Annotated in this window: 14 protein-coding genes and 3 pseudogenes; 9 read left to right on the top strand and 8 right to left on the bottom strand. The window is 69.1% G+C overall.

The genetic code is table 11. From position 1 onward, the window contains the following. Positions 1-9: 9 nt before the first annotated feature. From ACSMTC_RS38245 to ACSMTC_RS38260, 4 genes are all read right to left on the bottom strand, one after another. A complete protein-coding gene (locus ACSMTC_RS38245) occupies positions 10-138 on the bottom strand; it encodes a hypothetical protein (protein WP_436564366.1) in 129 nt (42 codons plus the stop codon). A gap of 304 nt (positions 139-442) precedes the next feature. Further along, positions 443-1291, bottom strand: coding sequence for an alpha/beta fold hydrolase (locus ACSMTC_RS38250; RefSeq protein WP_436564367.1), 849 nt, complete (start codon positions 1289-1291; stop codon positions 443-445). A gap of 449 nt (positions 1292-1740) precedes the next feature. Beyond that, entirely contained in the window at positions 1741-3756 is a 2016-nt protein-coding gene (locus ACSMTC_RS38255; protein WP_436564368.1) for an NUDIX domain-containing protein, read from the bottom strand. A 233-nt stretch (positions 3757-3989) separates the two neighbouring features. After that, on the bottom strand, positions 3990-5120 hold the full coding sequence (locus tag ACSMTC_RS38260) for a hypothetical protein (RefSeq protein WP_436564369.1): 1131 nt from the start codon (positions 5118-5120) through the stop codon (positions 3990-3992). A gap of 177 nt (positions 5121-5297) precedes the next feature. Between ACSMTC_RS38260 and ACSMTC_RS38265 the strand changes: the two are divergent. From ACSMTC_RS38265 to ACSMTC_RS38280, 4 genes and pseudogenes are all read left to right on the top strand, one after another. Further along, positions 5298-5533: pseudogene (locus tag ACSMTC_RS38265) on the top strand (transposase); the annotation flags it as partial. Between the two features lie 54 nt (positions 5534-5587). Next, positions 5588-6148, top strand: coding sequence for a uridine kinase family protein (locus tag ACSMTC_RS38270; RefSeq protein WP_436564370.1), 561 nt, complete (start codon positions 5588-5590; stop codon positions 6146-6148). Positions 6149-6564: 416 nt separating this feature from the next. Then, positions 6565-7500 (top strand): tyrosine-type recombinase/integrase, encoded by a 936-nt coding sequence (locus ACSMTC_RS38275; protein WP_436564916.1) that lies wholly within the window; start codon positions 6565-6567, stop codon positions 7498-7500. After that, entirely contained in the window at positions 7497-7646 is a 150-nt protein-coding gene (locus ACSMTC_RS38280; RefSeq protein ID WP_436564934.1) for a hypothetical protein, read from the top strand. The genes ACSMTC_RS38275 and ACSMTC_RS38280 overlap by 4 nt, the downstream gene beginning before the upstream one ends. Here ACSMTC_RS38280 and ACSMTC_RS38285 read toward each other — a convergent pair. Continuing rightward, a pseudogene (locus ACSMTC_RS38285) lies at positions 7625-8323 on the bottom strand (IS982 family transposase); the annotation flags it as partial. The gene ACSMTC_RS38280 and the pseudogene ACSMTC_RS38285 overlap by 22 nt on opposite strands. 138 nt (positions 8324-8461) lie before the next feature. Here ACSMTC_RS38285 and ACSMTC_RS38290 point away from each other — a divergent pair. Beyond that, the gene (locus ACSMTC_RS38290; RefSeq protein WP_436564371.1) at positions 8462-9538 is read left to right on the top strand and encodes a protein kinase family protein; all 1077 of its coding nucleotides are present in this window, start codon (positions 8462-8464) and stop codon (positions 9536-9538) included. A 332-nt stretch (positions 9539-9870) separates the two neighbouring features. On the opposite strand, the gene ACSMTC_RS38295 is transcribed toward ACSMTC_RS38290, so the two are convergent. Beyond that, positions 9871-11118, bottom strand: coding sequence for an IS4 family transposase (locus ACSMTC_RS38295; RefSeq protein ID WP_436564917.1), 1248 nt, complete (start codon positions 11116-11118; stop codon positions 9871-9873). Positions 11119-11215: 97 nt separating this feature from the next. Here ACSMTC_RS38295 and ACSMTC_RS38300 point away from each other — a divergent pair, with 97 nt between their 5' ends. The 3 genes and pseudogenes from ACSMTC_RS38300 to ACSMTC_RS38310 all read left to right on the top strand — a co-directional run. Then, on the top strand, positions 11216-11719 hold the full coding sequence (locus ACSMTC_RS38300; protein ID WP_436564372.1) for a hypothetical protein: 504 nt from the start codon (positions 11216-11218) through the stop codon (positions 11717-11719). After that, positions 11716-12237, top strand: a complete 522-nt coding sequence (locus tag ACSMTC_RS38305) for a DUF6262 family protein (RefSeq protein WP_436564373.1) — start codon at positions 11716-11718, stop codon at positions 12235-12237. The genes ACSMTC_RS38300 and ACSMTC_RS38305 overlap by 4 nt, the downstream gene beginning before the upstream one ends. Positions 12238-12409: 172 nt before the next feature. After that, positions 12410-12670: pseudogene (locus ACSMTC_RS38310) on the top strand (transposase); the annotation flags it as partial. Positions 12671-12700: 30 nt separating this feature from the next. On the opposite strand, the gene ACSMTC_RS38315 reads toward ACSMTC_RS38310, so the two are convergent. After that, positions 12701-13267 (bottom strand): hypothetical protein, encoded by a 567-nt coding sequence (locus ACSMTC_RS38315; RefSeq protein WP_436564374.1) that lies wholly within the window; start codon positions 13265-13267, stop codon positions 12701-12703. A 521-nt stretch (positions 13268-13788) separates the two neighbouring features. Here ACSMTC_RS38315 and ACSMTC_RS38320 point away from each other — a divergent pair. Continuing rightward, positions 13789-13911 carry a hypothetical protein gene (locus ACSMTC_RS38320; RefSeq protein ID WP_436564375.1) on the top strand — a complete coding sequence of 41 codons (123 nt, stop codon included), beginning with the start codon at positions 13789-13791 and terminating at the stop codon, positions 13909-13911. Positions 13912-14060: 149 nt separating this feature from the next. Here the strand turns inward: ACSMTC_RS38320 and ACSMTC_RS38325 are convergent, their stop codons facing one another. Further along, positions 14061-15446: an MBL fold metallo-hydrolase gene (locus ACSMTC_RS38325; protein ID WP_436564376.1), complete on the bottom strand. Its 1386-nt coding sequence runs from the start codon at positions 15444-15446 to the stop codon at positions 14061-14063. Positions 15447-15494 lie beyond the last annotated feature (48 nt).

A 15494-nucleotide genomic window follows, 5' to 3' on the forward strand; every position in this document is an offset into this window, starting at 1 on the left:
GGCGGGTGATCACCGGCCGGGTGGGGCGTCCTCCAGGGCGGTGGTCAGGCGGGTGTGGACGTCGGTGGCGACTTCGCGGGTGACCGGGTCGGGGTCGTCCAGGTGGGCTGCGATCAGTTCGGCGGCCGCGGCTGGCACCGGTAGCTCCGGCGACGCGCATCTCCATGCCCGAACAACAGGGGGCGGGCAAAATGGGCGAACTCGCCGAGAAAGCAGAGGAGTCAGAGGCCGCGCGAGCCGCCAGCCGAGAACTGACCCGATCACTCAACCACGGGCCAGCCCGAGGCCAACCCGACCGCTCCATTGTCACTGAGCTGCGAACCGGCCTGGACTGCCACACTGCCCTCAGCTGCGGGCGATCACCCGATTCAGCCATAGCGCCACACCTGTTGCGGTGGATGAAGTCCCAGAACCAGACGCGGAGCTGTATCAATCCCATCAACTACTCCACGGCAAACGGCTCCTCTGTGGCCGTCACTGCCTTCACGAAATCGTCCGTGACCCGCGCAGCCCACTCCGGGTTCTCGAACGGCGGGTAGTGACCGATGTCAGGAACCCTCAAAAGCCGCGCCACCGAGCCCATCTCTGCGACCGTGTCATCGACCAGCTCATCCTGTACGAGGAAGTCGTCGGTGCCCTGCACGATCAGGACCGGGCACCGGACATCGCCGAGCCGACCACGCAGATCGTGGGAGGCCCATGCCTGGCCATCGAACTTCCCCGCCAGTTGGGAGGTACTGCGCTGCAGCCACCTCAGCTCTATTTCCTGCTCAGGGGTCAGTTTCTTGCTCGCCGAGGCCACCGCCGCATGCTCGAGGTGATCGGTCCAGCCGGCATCGGGCGTCATCGTCTGACCTGCCAGCAACGCAGCGGCCTCAGCCGACAGCGGTGTCCACGACGCTGCCTGCATCGAGATGACACCTCGATAGCACTCACCGTGGTGAGCGGCGAGATCCAGTGCCGTCAGGCCTCCCACGGAGGCGCCGAGCACGAAGGGCGACTCTCCGGGCAGAACCGTCTTCACGAATGCGTCCACGAATTCGGCATGGTCATGTATGGACGTCCCAGGCTTCCACTGCGCGGGGTAGGAGCGGCAATGCCCGGGAAGATCGGGTGCGATCGCACGATATCCGCGCTCAGCAAGCAGCGGCAGTAGATGCCTGTAGACCCGAGAGTCCGTGGCCCCCGGGTGAATCAACACGATCGGGGTGCCTGCCCCGGCCTCGTCGAAATAGGTACGCGCGCCATTGACCGTGACATAGCGGCCCGTGATCGGCTCGAAGATTGTCATTGGTCCAACTCCTTGCTCGGCCACATGCAGGGAAGAGTTCCCGCCATGACACCCCGGCCGCCAAGATATCACGGCGTCAAATGACATATCATTTGGCGGGTTTGGCGTACCGGGCCTGTCTGCCCGGGGGTGCCAGAAGCAGACACCCCGTGGTGCCCGGCCAAGGGCGGCGCTTCCTTGACAACACTGTCGCGGACGAGGACAGGACCGTGATCCACCGGCGAGGACGGCACTGCCGCGCCGTGTCCTCCAGGGGTTTGACCGGTTTAACGCCGTCCATCCCGGGGACCACAATGCCCGTTGCCATCGTCGGCTCCCGCGGTGGCTGCTCAAGTGCCGGGGGTGGCTACTCGCCGGGCGGGCTGTCGTAACTAGCCTCATGGCTCGCGTGCACCGCCCAACACGTCCGGATTTTCGCCGAGTTGATGAACGACTCGGTGGGTCCGGCATCAGCGCAGGATGTGGGCCGGGACGCCGCTGCGCACCGCGGCCAGGACGGCACGCGTCAGATCCTGGTCGTGGGGACCGGCATGGTGCTGGAGGTCGGTCGCGGACAGGGTGACGACCGCGTCGTGCTCGCGCGGATCGAGCCGGATCGCCGCAAGCTGCGCGGCAGTGAGTTCCCCTCCCGAGTAGATGTACCCGACCTTTGTCGGCCAGCCGGCCCGGGGCCGTTCCACGACAGTGGCCACCATCGGCAGACGCTGTAGATCGGGCGGAAACCACAGGCCCGTCTCCTCCCAGGTCTCGCGTACCGCCGTGTGCAGCGGGGTGAGATCGGTGAAGTCGGCGTCTCCGCCCGGGTACTGCAGGCCCTTCGCGGGGTTGACCGAGCGCAGCAGCACCACCTCGCCCGTGGTGGTGGTGAAGAACAGATCGGCCCACAGCGTGGCGGAGGGAATGCCGCTCAGGTAGGCCGGCAGCGGCCGGTAGCCGGGGAAGGACTTGGGCTGGGCCGCATGGCGGCCGATCAGGGTGCGCTCGTGGTCGGCGATCCGCTCGGGCAGGCCGGCGGGTAGCACCCACCGGTGGCCGTCGTGCTCGGCACCGAGCGCGACGGCCTGCGGATGGTCCAGGGTGGCGGCGAAGGCGAACTCGCGCACCCGCAGCCCGTGGGCGTTGTCGTAGTCCGTGTGGCCGAGGTAGGCGGTGACCCGCGCCCTGGTGATACCGGTCTCCTCGCCGAGTTCACGCAGGGCGGCCTGTAGAGGGCCTTCGCCGTCCTCGATGCCGCCACCAGGCAGCTCCCACAGCCCGTCCGGCAGAGCGCCGGCTGCCCGGCGCACGAGCAGCAGCTCCCCGGCCGGATTGACGAGCAGAACCGCGGTGGCCAGGCGCTGCGCGCCGGTGGCCCTGGCCTCGGTGAGCAGGTCGAAGGGCGGCTGCCCGGCTGTCGGGCGGCGCTCCAGGTCGGCGGCGTTCGTCGACCGGGCCCGGCACGGCTGCGCCTCGGGCGTGGTCGGCGGCTGCGGCAGGCACGGGCGGGCAGCGGTCTGTGCGGCATGCCGGCGCACCAGGTCGAGGGTCGAGGGGCGCAGCAGGAGCCGGTCCAGCATGTGAGGCGGGAACCAGCGCAGCAGGACACCCTCGTTCAGGGTCAGCGTGTCGGGATCACCGTTCCAGCGGGCGGCGAAGATCTGCACCGGCACGCACAGCCCGGCAGTGCCGGTGACGTGCTCCACGGCGAAGGGCTCGAGTGCGCCCAGTTCCAGACCGGGGACCTCCTCGGCGAGTTCGCGCCGTAGCGCCTCCTCCAGCGAGCGGTCCTGCGGCTCGCGCCCTCCACCGAGCAGGCTGAACTCCCCAGCTGCCCAGACGCCGGGAAGGTTGTCGCGCAGATGCAGCAGGTACCGACCCTGGTCGTCGAAGATCAGCACCGAGGCGTTCACCGGCCCAGGGCTGCCATCGAGTCCACCGGCCAGCAGCTTGGCGCGCAGCGTCGGTGCGCTCACCTCCTCGAAGCTCCGCCACTCAGCCCCGGAGACCTCCTCGCCCTGCAGCACGGTCGCGGGCCGCTGCTGGCACGGAAGGTAGAACGCGAAGCGAAAGTCGTAATGCCGGTGCGCAGGCTCGCCCTTGGCCGGTTCGGCGTCGATCTCATGGACGTCGATGTCGAGCGGGGAGCCGAGAAGCTGCGGGGTCAGGCACAGGTCGCCCGGCGCGATGCCGGCTTCCTCCCGCGCCTCGCGCAGCGCCGCGGCCAGCAGGTCCTCGTCGCCGGCCTCGACGTGCCCGCCCGGGGCGAGTACCAGGCCGCTGGCCCTGTGGTGGACGTGCAGGACCCGACAGTCGCGGTCGATCACCACGGTGCTACAGGTGATGTGCGCGGGCAGCGTCGCCCGGTCGGTCGGCTCCGGCTCGGCGTCGAGGAGTGCCAACAGTGGTTCCAGCCCGTCGCGTTCGGACCGATGGCGCTCCTGGTAGGCGCGGACGAGCGTGATGATGTCACTGCGGGTGGGTGGCATGTCGGGGCCTCTCTGTGCGAGGACGGGTAACGGCGTGTGGACAAGGGCGGAGGAGAACCGTGTGCACCCGCTCCCGGGGCCCGTCGGCCTGGTCATGGGGGTACGGTGGGTGCGCCCGCTTCTCGGGCCGTCGCCGGCTCAGGTGCATGAGGGTCCCGCCTCCGTGGCCGCCGCTGCGGCCGCCTCCACGGATCCCGCCCATGGGCCCGGTCGAGCGGCTGTGGCCTGGGCGCTCACCGCTCGACGACCCGGAACTCCGCCGACGGGCCGATCCGACGCCCGTTCACCTGGACGGCGAGCGTGTAGGCCCCCGGCGTGATCTTCGTGGTGGCGGTCGAGCGCAACGTGTGGGCCTTGTCGAGGCGCAGCGGCCGGTCCGGGGCGACCGTCGCCTTGGTGAGGGAGTAGACCTTCTCCCGGCGGGTCCCCGTCGGGGCGGTCGAGGAGATCACGTACATCACATGCACCGGTGTCGTCGTGTCCGCGGAGAGGTTTGCGGCGAACGCGAGCGTGTCGCCGTCCGCGAGCTCGGCGGGTTCGAGGCTGACCGGGGAGAGTACGACCGGGGCGTCGCTCGCGTAGCCGAGGAATGCGTAGGCCGGCGGCCAGCCTTGCTTGAGCCTGGCTTTCAGGGCCTCGCGCGAGATGAACCCCAACTCCTTGGCGGTGGCCCGCCCTTCGGCCCTCCACCTGGTCAGAGTGGCCAGGGCGAGATCCGGACTGCTGGCGGCGATGTCGCGCAGGTGGTTGGCGACCGACGTCGTGACGAAGCGGCTGCCGTCGCCGTACAGCTGGTCGAGGACGGGGAGCGCCGCGTCGACAGGCAGGGTGATACGCGGGGACCAGGGCAGCACGGGGCGGGTGGACTCGCTGGCCAGCCGCCGCACCCGGTAGTCGTCGTCGCGGGCCCACCTCCCAACCGCCGCCACGGTCTGCTCCGGGAAGTCGTTCAGGAAGTGCCGGACGGCGTCCTCGGCGGAGAAGTACCGGGTGAAGGAGCGCAGCGCGTCGAGCGCCTGGTCGAGGCTGTCGGTGGTGCGGTGGTAGCGGGCGACGTAGTCGGAGTGCGGAGAGTAGATGTGCAGACCGAAGTCGCCTGTGACGCCCGCGGCCTGCGGGGAGGGCGGCAGGGAACGGACGAGGGCGTCCAGTGCGGCAGGGCCGGTGACCGGCAGGTGCTCGTGCAGGGCGCGCGTGGTGCGCGCGATCCGTGCCTTCAGCTCCAGCTGTGGGAGGTCGGTCATCACGTCCGAGGTGAAGGCGTCCGCGTCGAAGGCGGGGAGGACGGCCTTCACCTCCCGGCCGATCCGGGCGATCCGTTCGGCGTTCAACGCCCTTTCCTTGAGCGGAACTTGCGCATTCATGGGCTCACCCTAGTGTCGATCGGCCGCTGCCCCGACCAGGCGTGCGGGGAATCCCCCGTCGGAGTGACTGGGCGGCGTGGCGGGCAGGAGCGTGTCCCGGTAAGCGGCAGCTCTGATGACCTTTCCTGATCCTGGCCGCGGATATGCGGGCTCCTCGGACAGCTGCTGGTAGGTCTTGTCCTGGCGGTCGGCGACGGGGCGTTCGGGTTCTGGAAGGCCCCGCGCGAGGTCTTCCCCGACACCCGTGAACAAAGGTGCTGGGTTCACGAACCGCCGATGTCCTCGATGCCATGCCGAAGTCGGCCCAGGCCCGATGGCGCTCCGTCAACGGTGCCCACCTCGTCCTGCTCGTCCGCGCCGGAGCCCGGTTCGAACGCGGCCGGCTCGTGGAACCGACACGGACAGCGGCGTGAGCGCGGCTCCGCCGTGCGATCCTCGGTCCATCGATCGAGAGGAGGGGGGATCACGTGCTGCTGACACTGACCGGTGGTGCGGGGGCGGGCAAGACGACGCTAGCCGGTGCGCTCGTGTCGTCCGCCGTGCAAGGTCCGGCAAGCGTGCTGCACGGCGACGACTACTACTTCACCGCCCCGGAGCGAGGAATCTGGGCACGCGACGAGGCCGGAGTCCCGCGCCTGGACGTCGGGGATCCCGGTTCGGTGGATATCGAGCGGCTCGACGCCGACACTGACGCCGCGCTCGCCACTACCCCGGTCGTGATCGTCGACGGGCTCTTCGCCCGCCGGGTCACCCCACGACAGCCCTGCCTCCGCCTCGACGTCTTCATCGATCTCGCGGCGGACCTTCGGCTGGCCCGCAAGATCGAACGAAAGTGCGTCAGGGGCGGCTTCCCGATCGAGGTTCTCCTGCGGAACTACGTAGAGCACCGGCGGGCGGCCCACGAGCGTTACATCGAACCGCTGCGAGACGAATGCGACGTGATCGTGGACGGCGCGCTGAGTCCGGAGATCTTGGCCGAGCAGATCTGGTCGGTAGCCGCCGCCCAGGCACTCAACCACGACTCTTGACAATTACTCGGGCGGTCCGGTGGTGACGGCGGTCGTTCTCCGCGGGGCGGCCGCTGTCTTCTTGGGGGGCGGCCTTGTGGTGTGACGTTGGGTTAGGGCACCTCGTTGGGAGTCGGGAGCCGGCTCTCGGGGGTGCTGCTCTGTGGCTGGTCGTTGCTGAGTTCACAGAGCCCGAGGTGAGAAGTGCGAGCGTTTCCGATTCGAATGCCATCCGGGGTGCAGTACTGGAGAGTTGTCGATGACCGCTTGGAGGTTGTACGTCCGGCTGACCGTTGGCTCCGCCATCTGCGTTTCGGGCAGAGCCGGGCTGAGCTGACGACCAAGGGCTACGCCGGTGATGCCGCCCTGTACCTCACCTGGTGCTTGCGGACGGGGCGGCAGTGGCCGGAAAGGCGGCACAGGACCTGGGCTTGTTCATGGTGTGGCTGCAGTACACCCCGATCGAGCCGGACGGCAGCATCGGCACGGTGCGGATGGGGCCTGGAGCCGAGCCGGTGCGAGGTGAGCGCCGGGTCAAACGGATCCTGACCGGCGTCCGGGGGTTCCTCACTCACGCGATCCGCGACGGCGTGGCACCGAAGTGGGTGCTGGTCGTGCTCTACGAGCTTGCCGACACGCGAAGCCTGCCGGAGGAGGCGCGGGGCGAGGGGACCGGGCTGGCCTACCGGCTGAAGGCTCGGCACCGACTCCAGGAGCCGGTGTCGGCGGTTGACCGCACCAGTGATGAGCAGGTGGTGGCGATGTTCCGGGAGTGCCGCAACGCCCGGGACCGCCTGATCGTGCTGCTGCTTTCCCGGGTCGGGCTGCGCTGGGGGCAGGTGGCGGGGCTGCGCAGAGAGGACTTCCACCTCCTGATGGACTCGCGGGCGCTGGGCTGCGCGTCGGAGGGGGCCCGTCTGCACGTGGTGCGCCGGGAGAACTCGAACGGGGCGTGGTCGAAGTCGCAGCGCCGGTGGGTTCAGCCGGTGAACTTCCTGGTGGTGCAGGCCTTCGACCAGTACGTCGCCGAACGCCACGAGCGGCTCGGTGCTGGCGGCAGCGACTCCCTGCTGGTGAACCTGTTCCGTGCCCCGCTGGGATCACCGGTCACCCCGGACGCGATCGGCGACCTCATCGAGGCCCTGGCCGCCTGGGCCGGCCTGGAAGGACCGGTGGCACCGCACCGGATGCGGCACGGGTTCGCGAGCAACGTCGCGGATGCCGGCGGCACGCTCGATGAAATCCAGGCGCTGCTCGGCCAGAACCATCCGGCCCCCGCCCAGCCGTACCTCCACCCTGCACCCACCCGCCTGCGGGAAGCGGTCGAACGGGTCGCCAGCCCGCGCGAGCTGACCGCCGAGGGCACCCGGTGACCGCCGCCCTGCCGACGAGGACCGCCACCGGGAGCAGCGATCCGATCGTCACCGCGTTGTGGGCGGTGGTCGAGCAGGAGTTCCTGGAGCTGCTGGGCTGGGACCCCGAGGTCCGGGTGCTCCACTTAAGCATGGGCTCTCCGTAGCACTTCTTCTCTCGCTTGAGCGACGGCCGCAGCAGCTCGATGCCCTGCGTGACGAGGTCCTTCTCGAACGACTTGGACGCGAATCCCTTGTCCGTGATGAGCAGGATGCCTTCACGCCGGGCGACCAGGTCGGCGTCGACTTCGAGCATCGCCGCCAACACCTCGCGCTCGCCGATCTTCGGGTTGGCCAAGGCCCACATGATTGGCATCCCGGTCGGAGTGCATACCAGGTAGAGGCGCACGCCCCAGAAGGAACGGGAGTGGGACGCGCAGTAGCCATAGCCGGCCCAGCCCGCCATGTTCGAACGCTCGCCGGTCGGGCGTGACATGCCGCACGGCACCGGGGTGGAGTCGGCGATCCATATCGTGTCGGTCCAGAAGTCACTGTCCATGGCGAGTTCTCGGATCATGCGCTTGAGCAGCGGCAGTGCGGCCTTCAAACGCTTGTGGTAACCGGGCCGTTGGGGCAGGTGCGGGAACATGTCGGTCAGGTGCTTGTTTGCGTAGCGCAGCCACCGGGCCTCCGAGTGGTACCCGAGCAGGACCTGGGCCACAGCAAGACAGACGAGTTCGGAGTCACTGAGCAGCGGCGGTCTACGGAGGCACCTGGTTCCTCCAATTTCGTCGTCGATCTTCACGTAGAGTGCCGTCAAGAGGGTGCTCAAGACTGCCGTCACACACGGATCTTGGACGCTCTATGCCCACTCCGGAGGCCAAATCGCAGAGCCACGCGTCGTTGTGTTCGGCGGGACTGCGTAGCCATTGCAGAATCGAGGTCGGCACCCAAGGTGGAGGCCGTAGTGAAGTGCCCTGACATGTCGCGCGATGCGCGTCTGACCGCCCATAGCGCCGTCTCCACATCGCTGGCCTTGTGCAGTGATCGCGCCCTGCGCGAGCTCGTGGACACGGCTGTGCCGGTCGGATCCGGCATCGGCGGGAAGTCGGCCCTGCTGGAGGTCGCCGGCACCCCGGTCTTCGTGAAGCGGGTGCCCCTCACCGATCTGGAGAGGCAGCCTGCGCACGTCCGGTCCACGGCGAATCTGTTCGATGTGCCCACCTTCTGTCAGTACAGTGTCGGCCTCATCGGCGGGCCGGGTTTCGGGGCCTGGAGAGAGCTCGCCGTGCACACCATGACGACGAACTGGGTGCTGGCGGCGGAACACGAGGGCTTCCCCCTGATGTACCACTGGCGGGTGCTGCCGGACTCGACGCCCCTGCCCGAGGAACTGGCTGACGTCGAACGGGCCGTCGCCTACTGGGGCGGCGGATCGCAGGTGCGCCGCCGGATCGAGGCTCTCGAGCAGTCCTCGGCGAGCGTCGCGCTGTTCTTGGAGTACATCCCGCAGAACCTGCACCAGTGGCTGAGCACGCAGGTCGAAGCAGGAGACGAAGCCACCAACCGGGCCTGCGCCGTGGTGGAGCGGGAGCTGACGGCCGGCACCTCGTTCATGAACAGCCGCGGGCTGCTTCACTTCGACGCGCACTTCGAGAACATCCTGACCGACGGCCAGCGCCTCTACTTCGCGGACTACGGCCTCGCCATGTCCTCCGGGTTCGAGCTGTCGCAGCACGAGGCCGACTTCTTCAACCGGCACCAGACCTACGACCGCTGTTACACCGCCACGTATCTGGTGAACTGGCTGGTCACCGCTCTGTACGGATACGAGCGGGAGGACCGGGAGGGCCGCTACGCGCTGGTGCGCGCCTACGCGGAGGGCAAGCGCCCCACGGGAATCCCGGAGGAGGCCGCGGCGATCCTTGCCCGGCACGCACCGATCGCCGCAGTCATGTCCGACTTCAACCGCAAGTTCCAGCGCCAGAGCAGGCAGACCCCTTACCCACTGGAGGAGATCCGCCAGCTCGGCGGGATGTTCAGCTCCTCCATTTACTGAAGGACGCCTGGAGCCAGCAATCGACATGGATCAGTCACCCTACGTCGGCCTCCAGCAGTGCCCAGGGCACGACACGGGCACGACCACGCGCACATTCGACATCAAACCCGCGCAACAGATCGGACAACGGAACTACTCGTCTAGAACCAATACCGGTGATTTAGGTTGTTTTCCGGCGGGTCGGGGTGGTCTTGGTTGGTCCGACGAGGGTGATGTCGGGCGGGGCCGGTTGCGGCGGGTCGAGGTTCGCGAGCCGTTTGAGTGCCCAGTTGGACATCTTGCGCTTGATCACGCGGGGGTTGGCACGCAACCGCCGTGCGGGCAGGAGCCGTTCACCGATCTCGTACAGGCTCTGGGTGAGTGCTCGGGCGAGTCGCGAGGGGGGAAAGCGCCGCCTGGGCGGTGACGTGGCGGCGGGCGATGCGCAGGGTGCGGACGAAGGAGATCCGGTCGGGATCGCAGTCGGTACGGCGGGCGGCTTGGTGCATCAGGTCGCGCAGGGCGTGGTGGACCAGGAGGAACGCGAAGATCTCCTGTTCCACCCCGCGTGGGTGTTGGGAGCGCAGGACGAGGTTCCTGCCGCCCTGGTGGGTCTTGATCTCGTCCAGGGTGGTCTCGATCTCCCAGCGCTGGACGTAGAGCGCGGCGAGTTCCGCGGCCGGGGCGGCCTTGGGGTCCAGGATGCTGGTGACCAGCCGGTAGACGGTGGTGTCCGTGCTGTGCGGGCCCAGGGTGTACTCGATGACGCGGACCTGGGTCGGGTCGGCGCGGCGGTTCTTGTCCCGGGCTGCGACGATCTCGGAGAGGTAGGAGCCGTCGGCGAGTTCGGCCACGATGGGGAACACGGCGTCGCTTTTGGCCCGCCACAGCAGGTCGGCGCCGGTGCCGGTGGCGGCCCGCCACAGGTCGAAGCCGCGAAAGCCCCGGTCGGCCAGCAGCAGCATCCCCTCGGTCAGGGACGGGAACAACTGCTGGGCCAGCGCGGTCTCGTGGACCGCGAGCGGCGCGGCCTCGGCCGCGAACACGGCGTGGGTGCCGTACTCGACCAGGGCCGCCACCCGGGCCTGTGGGTAGGCGCTGCGGCCCTGCCCGCGGCAGGTGCCGGGCCGGCCGAAGAACTCCGCGTTCCCCTGCGTGTCGGGCAGGTCGAAGGTCGTGCCGTCGATCGCGACCAGCCGCCAACCACGGAACCATGCGCCGGCCGTCTCCTTCGTGGCCACCGGGCGGCAGACCCGGGCGAACAGCGCCCGCAACGGCTCCGGGCCCAGCCGCAGGCGGGCCCGGCCGATCGCCGCCGTCGTCGGCACCCGCCAGGCGCCTTGGCCGCTTCCCTGCTCCAGGCCCTGAGTGAGGAGCCGGGCAACCTCCTCATAGCCCTGCCCGCAGAACAGGCACATCGCCAGGACGAAGTACACGACCACCCGCGCCGGAAGCAGGCGATGACGCTGTTCGGCCCGGCCGCACTCCGCGACCACCTCGTCGACCAACTCGGGCGGGAACGCCCGGGTCAGCACCCCAAGCGCGATCCGGTCCGAGAACCGCACATCCGCCGACGACTTCACCTGTCCGGGCCTTGGCACAACCAACCCAACGAGCAAAGCCCACCAAAGTCACCGGTATTGCGTCTAGCGGGTCGGTGAACAGCGGCGCAGTGAGGCCGTCGAACGGGTCACCGCCATGCAGTTCGACCGCCACGGCAACCGGGTCTGGCGCACCGTCAAGGCTCTGCCGGACACCGAGCGCCTGCGCCGGGCCGTGGGCGAGGTCGCCGTCCCGTACGGGCTGTGCAGCGAACCGTCCAACGTCGCCGCGGGCGGCCACGACTGCCCGGTCCGTTTCCGCTGCGTGGGCTGCGGCCACTTCAGCACCGACGTGTCCTACCTTCCCGACCTGGAGGCCTACCTCGCCGACCTGCTGCGCAACCGCGAGCGCCTGGCGGCCGTGATCGACGCCGACGCGTGGGCGAAGGCCGGGGCGATGCCCTCCGACGAGGAGATCCGCCGCGTCCGCCGCCTGATCGGCCGGGTGAAGGACTCCGTCAACGGGCTTTCCGAGCAGGAGCGCACCGAGATCGAGCAGGCCACCGCTCTGGTGCGACGCGCTCGCAACAACGTCGTCCACCTCGGTCTGCCAGCCGTCCGTCAGCCACTCGTCGACTTCGGACCAGACAGGACCCCGTGACCACCACATCCATGGCCGACGGCCGCCGGGTGGACTCCGCCCGGCGCCGCCAGCGCGTCATCAAAGCTGTCGCCGCCGCCGTCAAAGCCGGCACACCCATCACCGTCTCCGGCATCGCCCGCCAGGCCGGTGTCGACCGCGCCTTCCTCTACCGCCACAAGGACCTGCTCGCCCAGGTCCACGCCGCCGATTCCGAGCCGAGGGCCGACAGCACCGGCCCCCTCGTCACCCGCGCCTCACTCCAAGCCGACCTGGCCAACGCCCACGAACGCGCCGGCCGTCTCACTGCAAGGATCCGGACCCTGGAGGGCAAGCTCTCCGAGCTCCTCGGCGAGCAGGCGTGGAGAGACTCCGGACTCGGCGGACCCGACGACATCGACCAGCTCAAGCGCCGCATCACCGCCCTTGAACGGCAAGCGGTCGATCTCGCCGGTCAACTGGAAGAGCGCAACGAAGAACTCCAGGCTGCCCGAGCTGCCAACCGCCAGCTGATCAGTCGGCTCAACACGAGCCACTGACCTCGGACGCGGGGGCGGTGGGACAGTGATCACTTCCCACCGCCCCCGCAGCGACGAGCTGGAACGCCTGCATGCCATCCATGGGGGTGCCATCGGGATGCAGCCCGAATGCGGCCGCAAGAACGGCGGGGAGATCGGCCTCGGGGACAGCGACGCGCAGCTCCGCGATGACTTCGCCGCCATGCTCCACGACCGACGCGGCGACCTACTGCCCGCTTGGATGACCCGAGTCCTCGCCGACGACCTACCCGCCCTCCACTCCCTGGTCGCCGGCCTCCGCCGCGACCAGGAAGCCGTCGTCGCCGGACTGTCCAGTACCTGGAGCTCGGGCCAGGTCGAAGGTCATGTCACGCGAATCAAGCTCCTCAAGCGCATGGCCTACGGACGAGCCAACCTCGACCTCCTACGCCAACGCGTACTCCTCGCCCCATGACCGTGCGACAGCGCACGTCCACAACACCCTTCAGATGTGGGCAGTGAGGCCGGTGACAGGGTCGTAGGAGATCAGCGTCGGCATCCCCGGGTCATACCGGACAACCTCGCCGGTCAGCAGGGCCAGTCGTTGACTGGCCGTCGCCACCTCGACCAGGAACCGCAGCACGGAGGCCACCCCCGCCCCGTCGACGACGTCCTCGGGCCAGACGGAGAACTCGATCTCCTCCTCGTCGCAGGGCAGGGCAAAGAACCACACAGAGCCCAAGCGGGCCCGGAAGGAGAAACTCGTCCCCTGGCCCTCAGGCTCGTCTGCCCAGACGCGGAAGAGGTCGGCGAAGTCCGGACGCACGGGATCGAGCTGGGGGTAGGGGTGCTCGACCTCGGTCTCGTCGGCTACAACACGCAGGCGTTCGAGGACCGCGATCCACTCGCCGCGGGTCGTGTCGAGGACCCGAATGTCCCTCAGGCTGCCGTCGACATGGAAGACATCGCACATCCACGGCTCGGGCAGGCACCGAGCGCGGGTACCGTGCTCACCGGCGTGGACGTCCTCGTGCGTCAACTCGACCTGCCGCCTCGCGTTCATCTCTCCCATGACACCAAGGTAAAACGTCGCTACTTCAGGGAAGGACCTGCCCCAGCCGGTTCAGGGGTGGTGATCACCTATCCCGGGTCCTGCGTCATCACAAGATCCCCGACAGAGCCGAATTGCGTGACCGTCCACACCGTCCCGCCGACGTTGCTGGCGACCACTGACGAGTGAAGCCGGCCGATACGTCTCGCGCCACACATGTTGTGATTACTACGGTGCCGACTCATAGCCACTGAGCTGCGAAGACTCCGTCGTGAGTCCGCCTCAGGAACGGCGACCTCCCAAGAACTGCCCACCTGCGTGATCGGGAACGAACGCCAGCCGGTGGCCCGAGTGATGTCGCGTTCGTCGATGAAGTAGCGGCTGTCGAAGCTGAGGAACACCTTGGGGGTGGTGTCCTGCGGTCCGGCGGGAGGCCAGGTGCCCAGGCCCGTGCCAAGACCGCGGAAGCGCGTACCGGGCTGTGGTCCGCCGCCGTCGCGCAGCTGTTCTTGCACCGCGCCGACATCCTGTCCGCCCTCGGCATGTTCGGCACGACGGAGGTCAAGGACGGTTCCGGGCAGGACCCGCGGCCGCTCGAGGAGCTGCTCCTCGGTGCCGAGGCGGGAGACGCCACCGCCTGGGAGGCGCTGGTGCGGCACGGGTAGGTCTTGGCGTACTCGGCGGCCGAACGCTGCCCTTCCACGCCCTGCGAAGACCTCTGTTCCCCCAGGGTGTGGAAGGGCGGCGGCACGACCGGAGATGAGCGCTGTGGGGGCGTGCCCGGGCGATGGCCCCGGCGCCGGGGTGGCTGGGTTCAGGCGTGGGCGGGGTGGGTGAGGGTGTGCCAGGCGCTGTAGCCGCCGAGGAGGTCGGAGACGTCGGTGCGGCCGTGGTGGCGCAGCAGGCTGGCGGCGATGGAGGAGCGGTGGCCGCTGGCGCAGTGGACGACCAGGGGGCGGTCGGTGGGGATCTCGTGCAGGCGGTGGGGGAGTTCGGCCAGGGCGATGTGCAGGGACCCTTCGATGAATCCTGTTTCGCGTTCGCCGCAGGTGCGCACGTCCAGGACGGTGGGGGGCTGCTCGCCGGCGAGTGCGGTGCGGAGCTGGTCGGCGGTGAGGCGGCTGGCGGGGGTGACGTCGTCCGCGAGGGCGGGCAGGGCGTTGCCGGGGTTGCGCAGATAGCCGGCGATGTGGTCGAAGCCGATGCGGGCGAGGCGGGTGATGACCTCGTCCTCGCGATCCTGCGGGGCGATGATCGCGATGTCGCTGTCGGGGGTGAGGACGGTGCCGGCCTGTTCGGCGAAGCGGCCGTCGACGGGGACGTTGATGGCGCCGCGGACGTGTCCCGCGCCGAAGTCCTGGGGGTTGCGGGCGTCGAGGACGACGGCGCCTGCGGCACGGGCCTCCTTGAAGCCTTCGGGGCACAGGGGGCGGGCGGCGTTCGTGCGGTCGAGCAGCGGGTGGTCCTGCCGGTTGAGGGCGGCGTCGTGGCCGAAGTAGGCGGGGGCGGCGGACTGGCCGGCGGTGACGATGTGGACGAAGGTGTCCTGATCCATGGGCCGGCAGGCGTAGTTGGTCAGGCGCTGCATGCCGATGGTGGACTGCTTCTCGGTGGAGAGGTTCTTGCCGCAGGCGGAGCCGGCGCCGTGAGCGGGGAAGACGCGGACCTGGTCGGGCAGGGCCATGAGCTTGCGGTGGACGCTGTCGTAGAGCATGGCTCCGAGTTCCTCGGCGGTGACACCGGCGGAGGCGAGCAGGTCGGGGCGGCCGACGTCACCGATGAACAGGGCGTCGCCGGTGAGTACGCCGTAGGGGGCTTCGTCGGTGGCGTGCTCGTGGACGAGGACGCTGATCGACTCGGGAGTGTGTCCGGGGGTCTCCAAGATCTGGAGGGTGACGTCGCCGAGGGAGATGCGTTCGCCGTCGGTGAGGTGGCGGATGGGGTACTCGGTCTCGGCGCGGCGGCCGTAGCCGATCCAGGCGCCGGTGTGGGCGGCGAGTTCGAGGTGGCCGGCGAGGAAGTCGGCGTGGAAGTGGGTGTTGATGACGCCGACGACGGTCAGGCCGCGTGCGGTGGCATCGGCGAGGTATTCGTCGACGTCCCGGCGGGGGTCGACGATCACGGCCTGGCCCGTGGTCTCGTCGGCGATCAGGTAGGAGGCCTGGGAGAGGCAGTCGAGGTAGTACTGGCTGAAGATCATGGGATTGTCTCCTCTTCTTCGGAGTCTGAAGGGTTGGCCACGGCTCGA

This window comes from Kitasatospora sp. HPM-01-4 (genome assembly GCF_051374625.1).
Classification (GTDB): Bacteria; Actinomycetota; Actinomycetes; order Streptomycetales; family Streptomycetaceae; genus Kitasatospora.

What these genes read in the sequence shown, in the direction of transcription:
- ACSMTC_RS38250 (WP_436564367.1), bottom strand. Translation starts at nt 1,291, where the DNA reads ATGACAATCTTCGAGCCGATCACGGGCCGCTATGTCACGGTCAATGGC.
- ACSMTC_RS38255 (WP_436564368.1), bottom strand. Translation starts at nt 3,756, where the DNA reads ATGCCACCCACCCGCAGTGACATCATCACGCTCGTCCGCGCCTACCAG.
- ACSMTC_RS38260 (WP_436564369.1), bottom strand. Translation starts at nt 5,120, where the DNA reads ATGAATGCGCAAGTTCCGCTCAAGGAAAGGGCGTTGAACGCCGAACGG.
- ACSMTC_RS38275 (WP_436564916.1), top strand. Translation starts at nt 6,565, where the DNA reads ATGGTGTGGCTGCAGTACACCCCGATCGAGCCGGACGGCAGCATCGGC.
- ACSMTC_RS38290 (WP_436564371.1), top strand. Translation starts at nt 8,462, where the DNA reads ATGTCGCGCGATGCGCGTCTGACCGCCCATAGCGCCGTCTCCACATCG.
- ACSMTC_RS38300 (WP_436564372.1), top strand. Translation starts at nt 11,216, where the DNA reads ATGCAGTTCGACCGCCACGGCAACCGGGTCTGGCGCACCGTCAAGGCT.
- ACSMTC_RS38315 (WP_436564374.1), bottom strand. Translation starts at nt 13,267, where the DNA reads ATGGGAGAGATGAACGCGAGGCGGCAGGTCGAGTTGACGCACGAGGAC.
- ACSMTC_RS38320 (WP_436564375.1), top strand. Translation starts at nt 13,789, where the DNA reads ATGTTCGGCACGACGGAGGTCAAGGACGGTTCCGGGCAGGACCCGCGG.
- ACSMTC_RS38325 (WP_436564376.1), bottom strand. Translation starts at nt 15,446, where the DNA reads ATGATCTTCAGCCAGTACTACCTCGACTGCCTCTCCCAGGCCTCCTAC.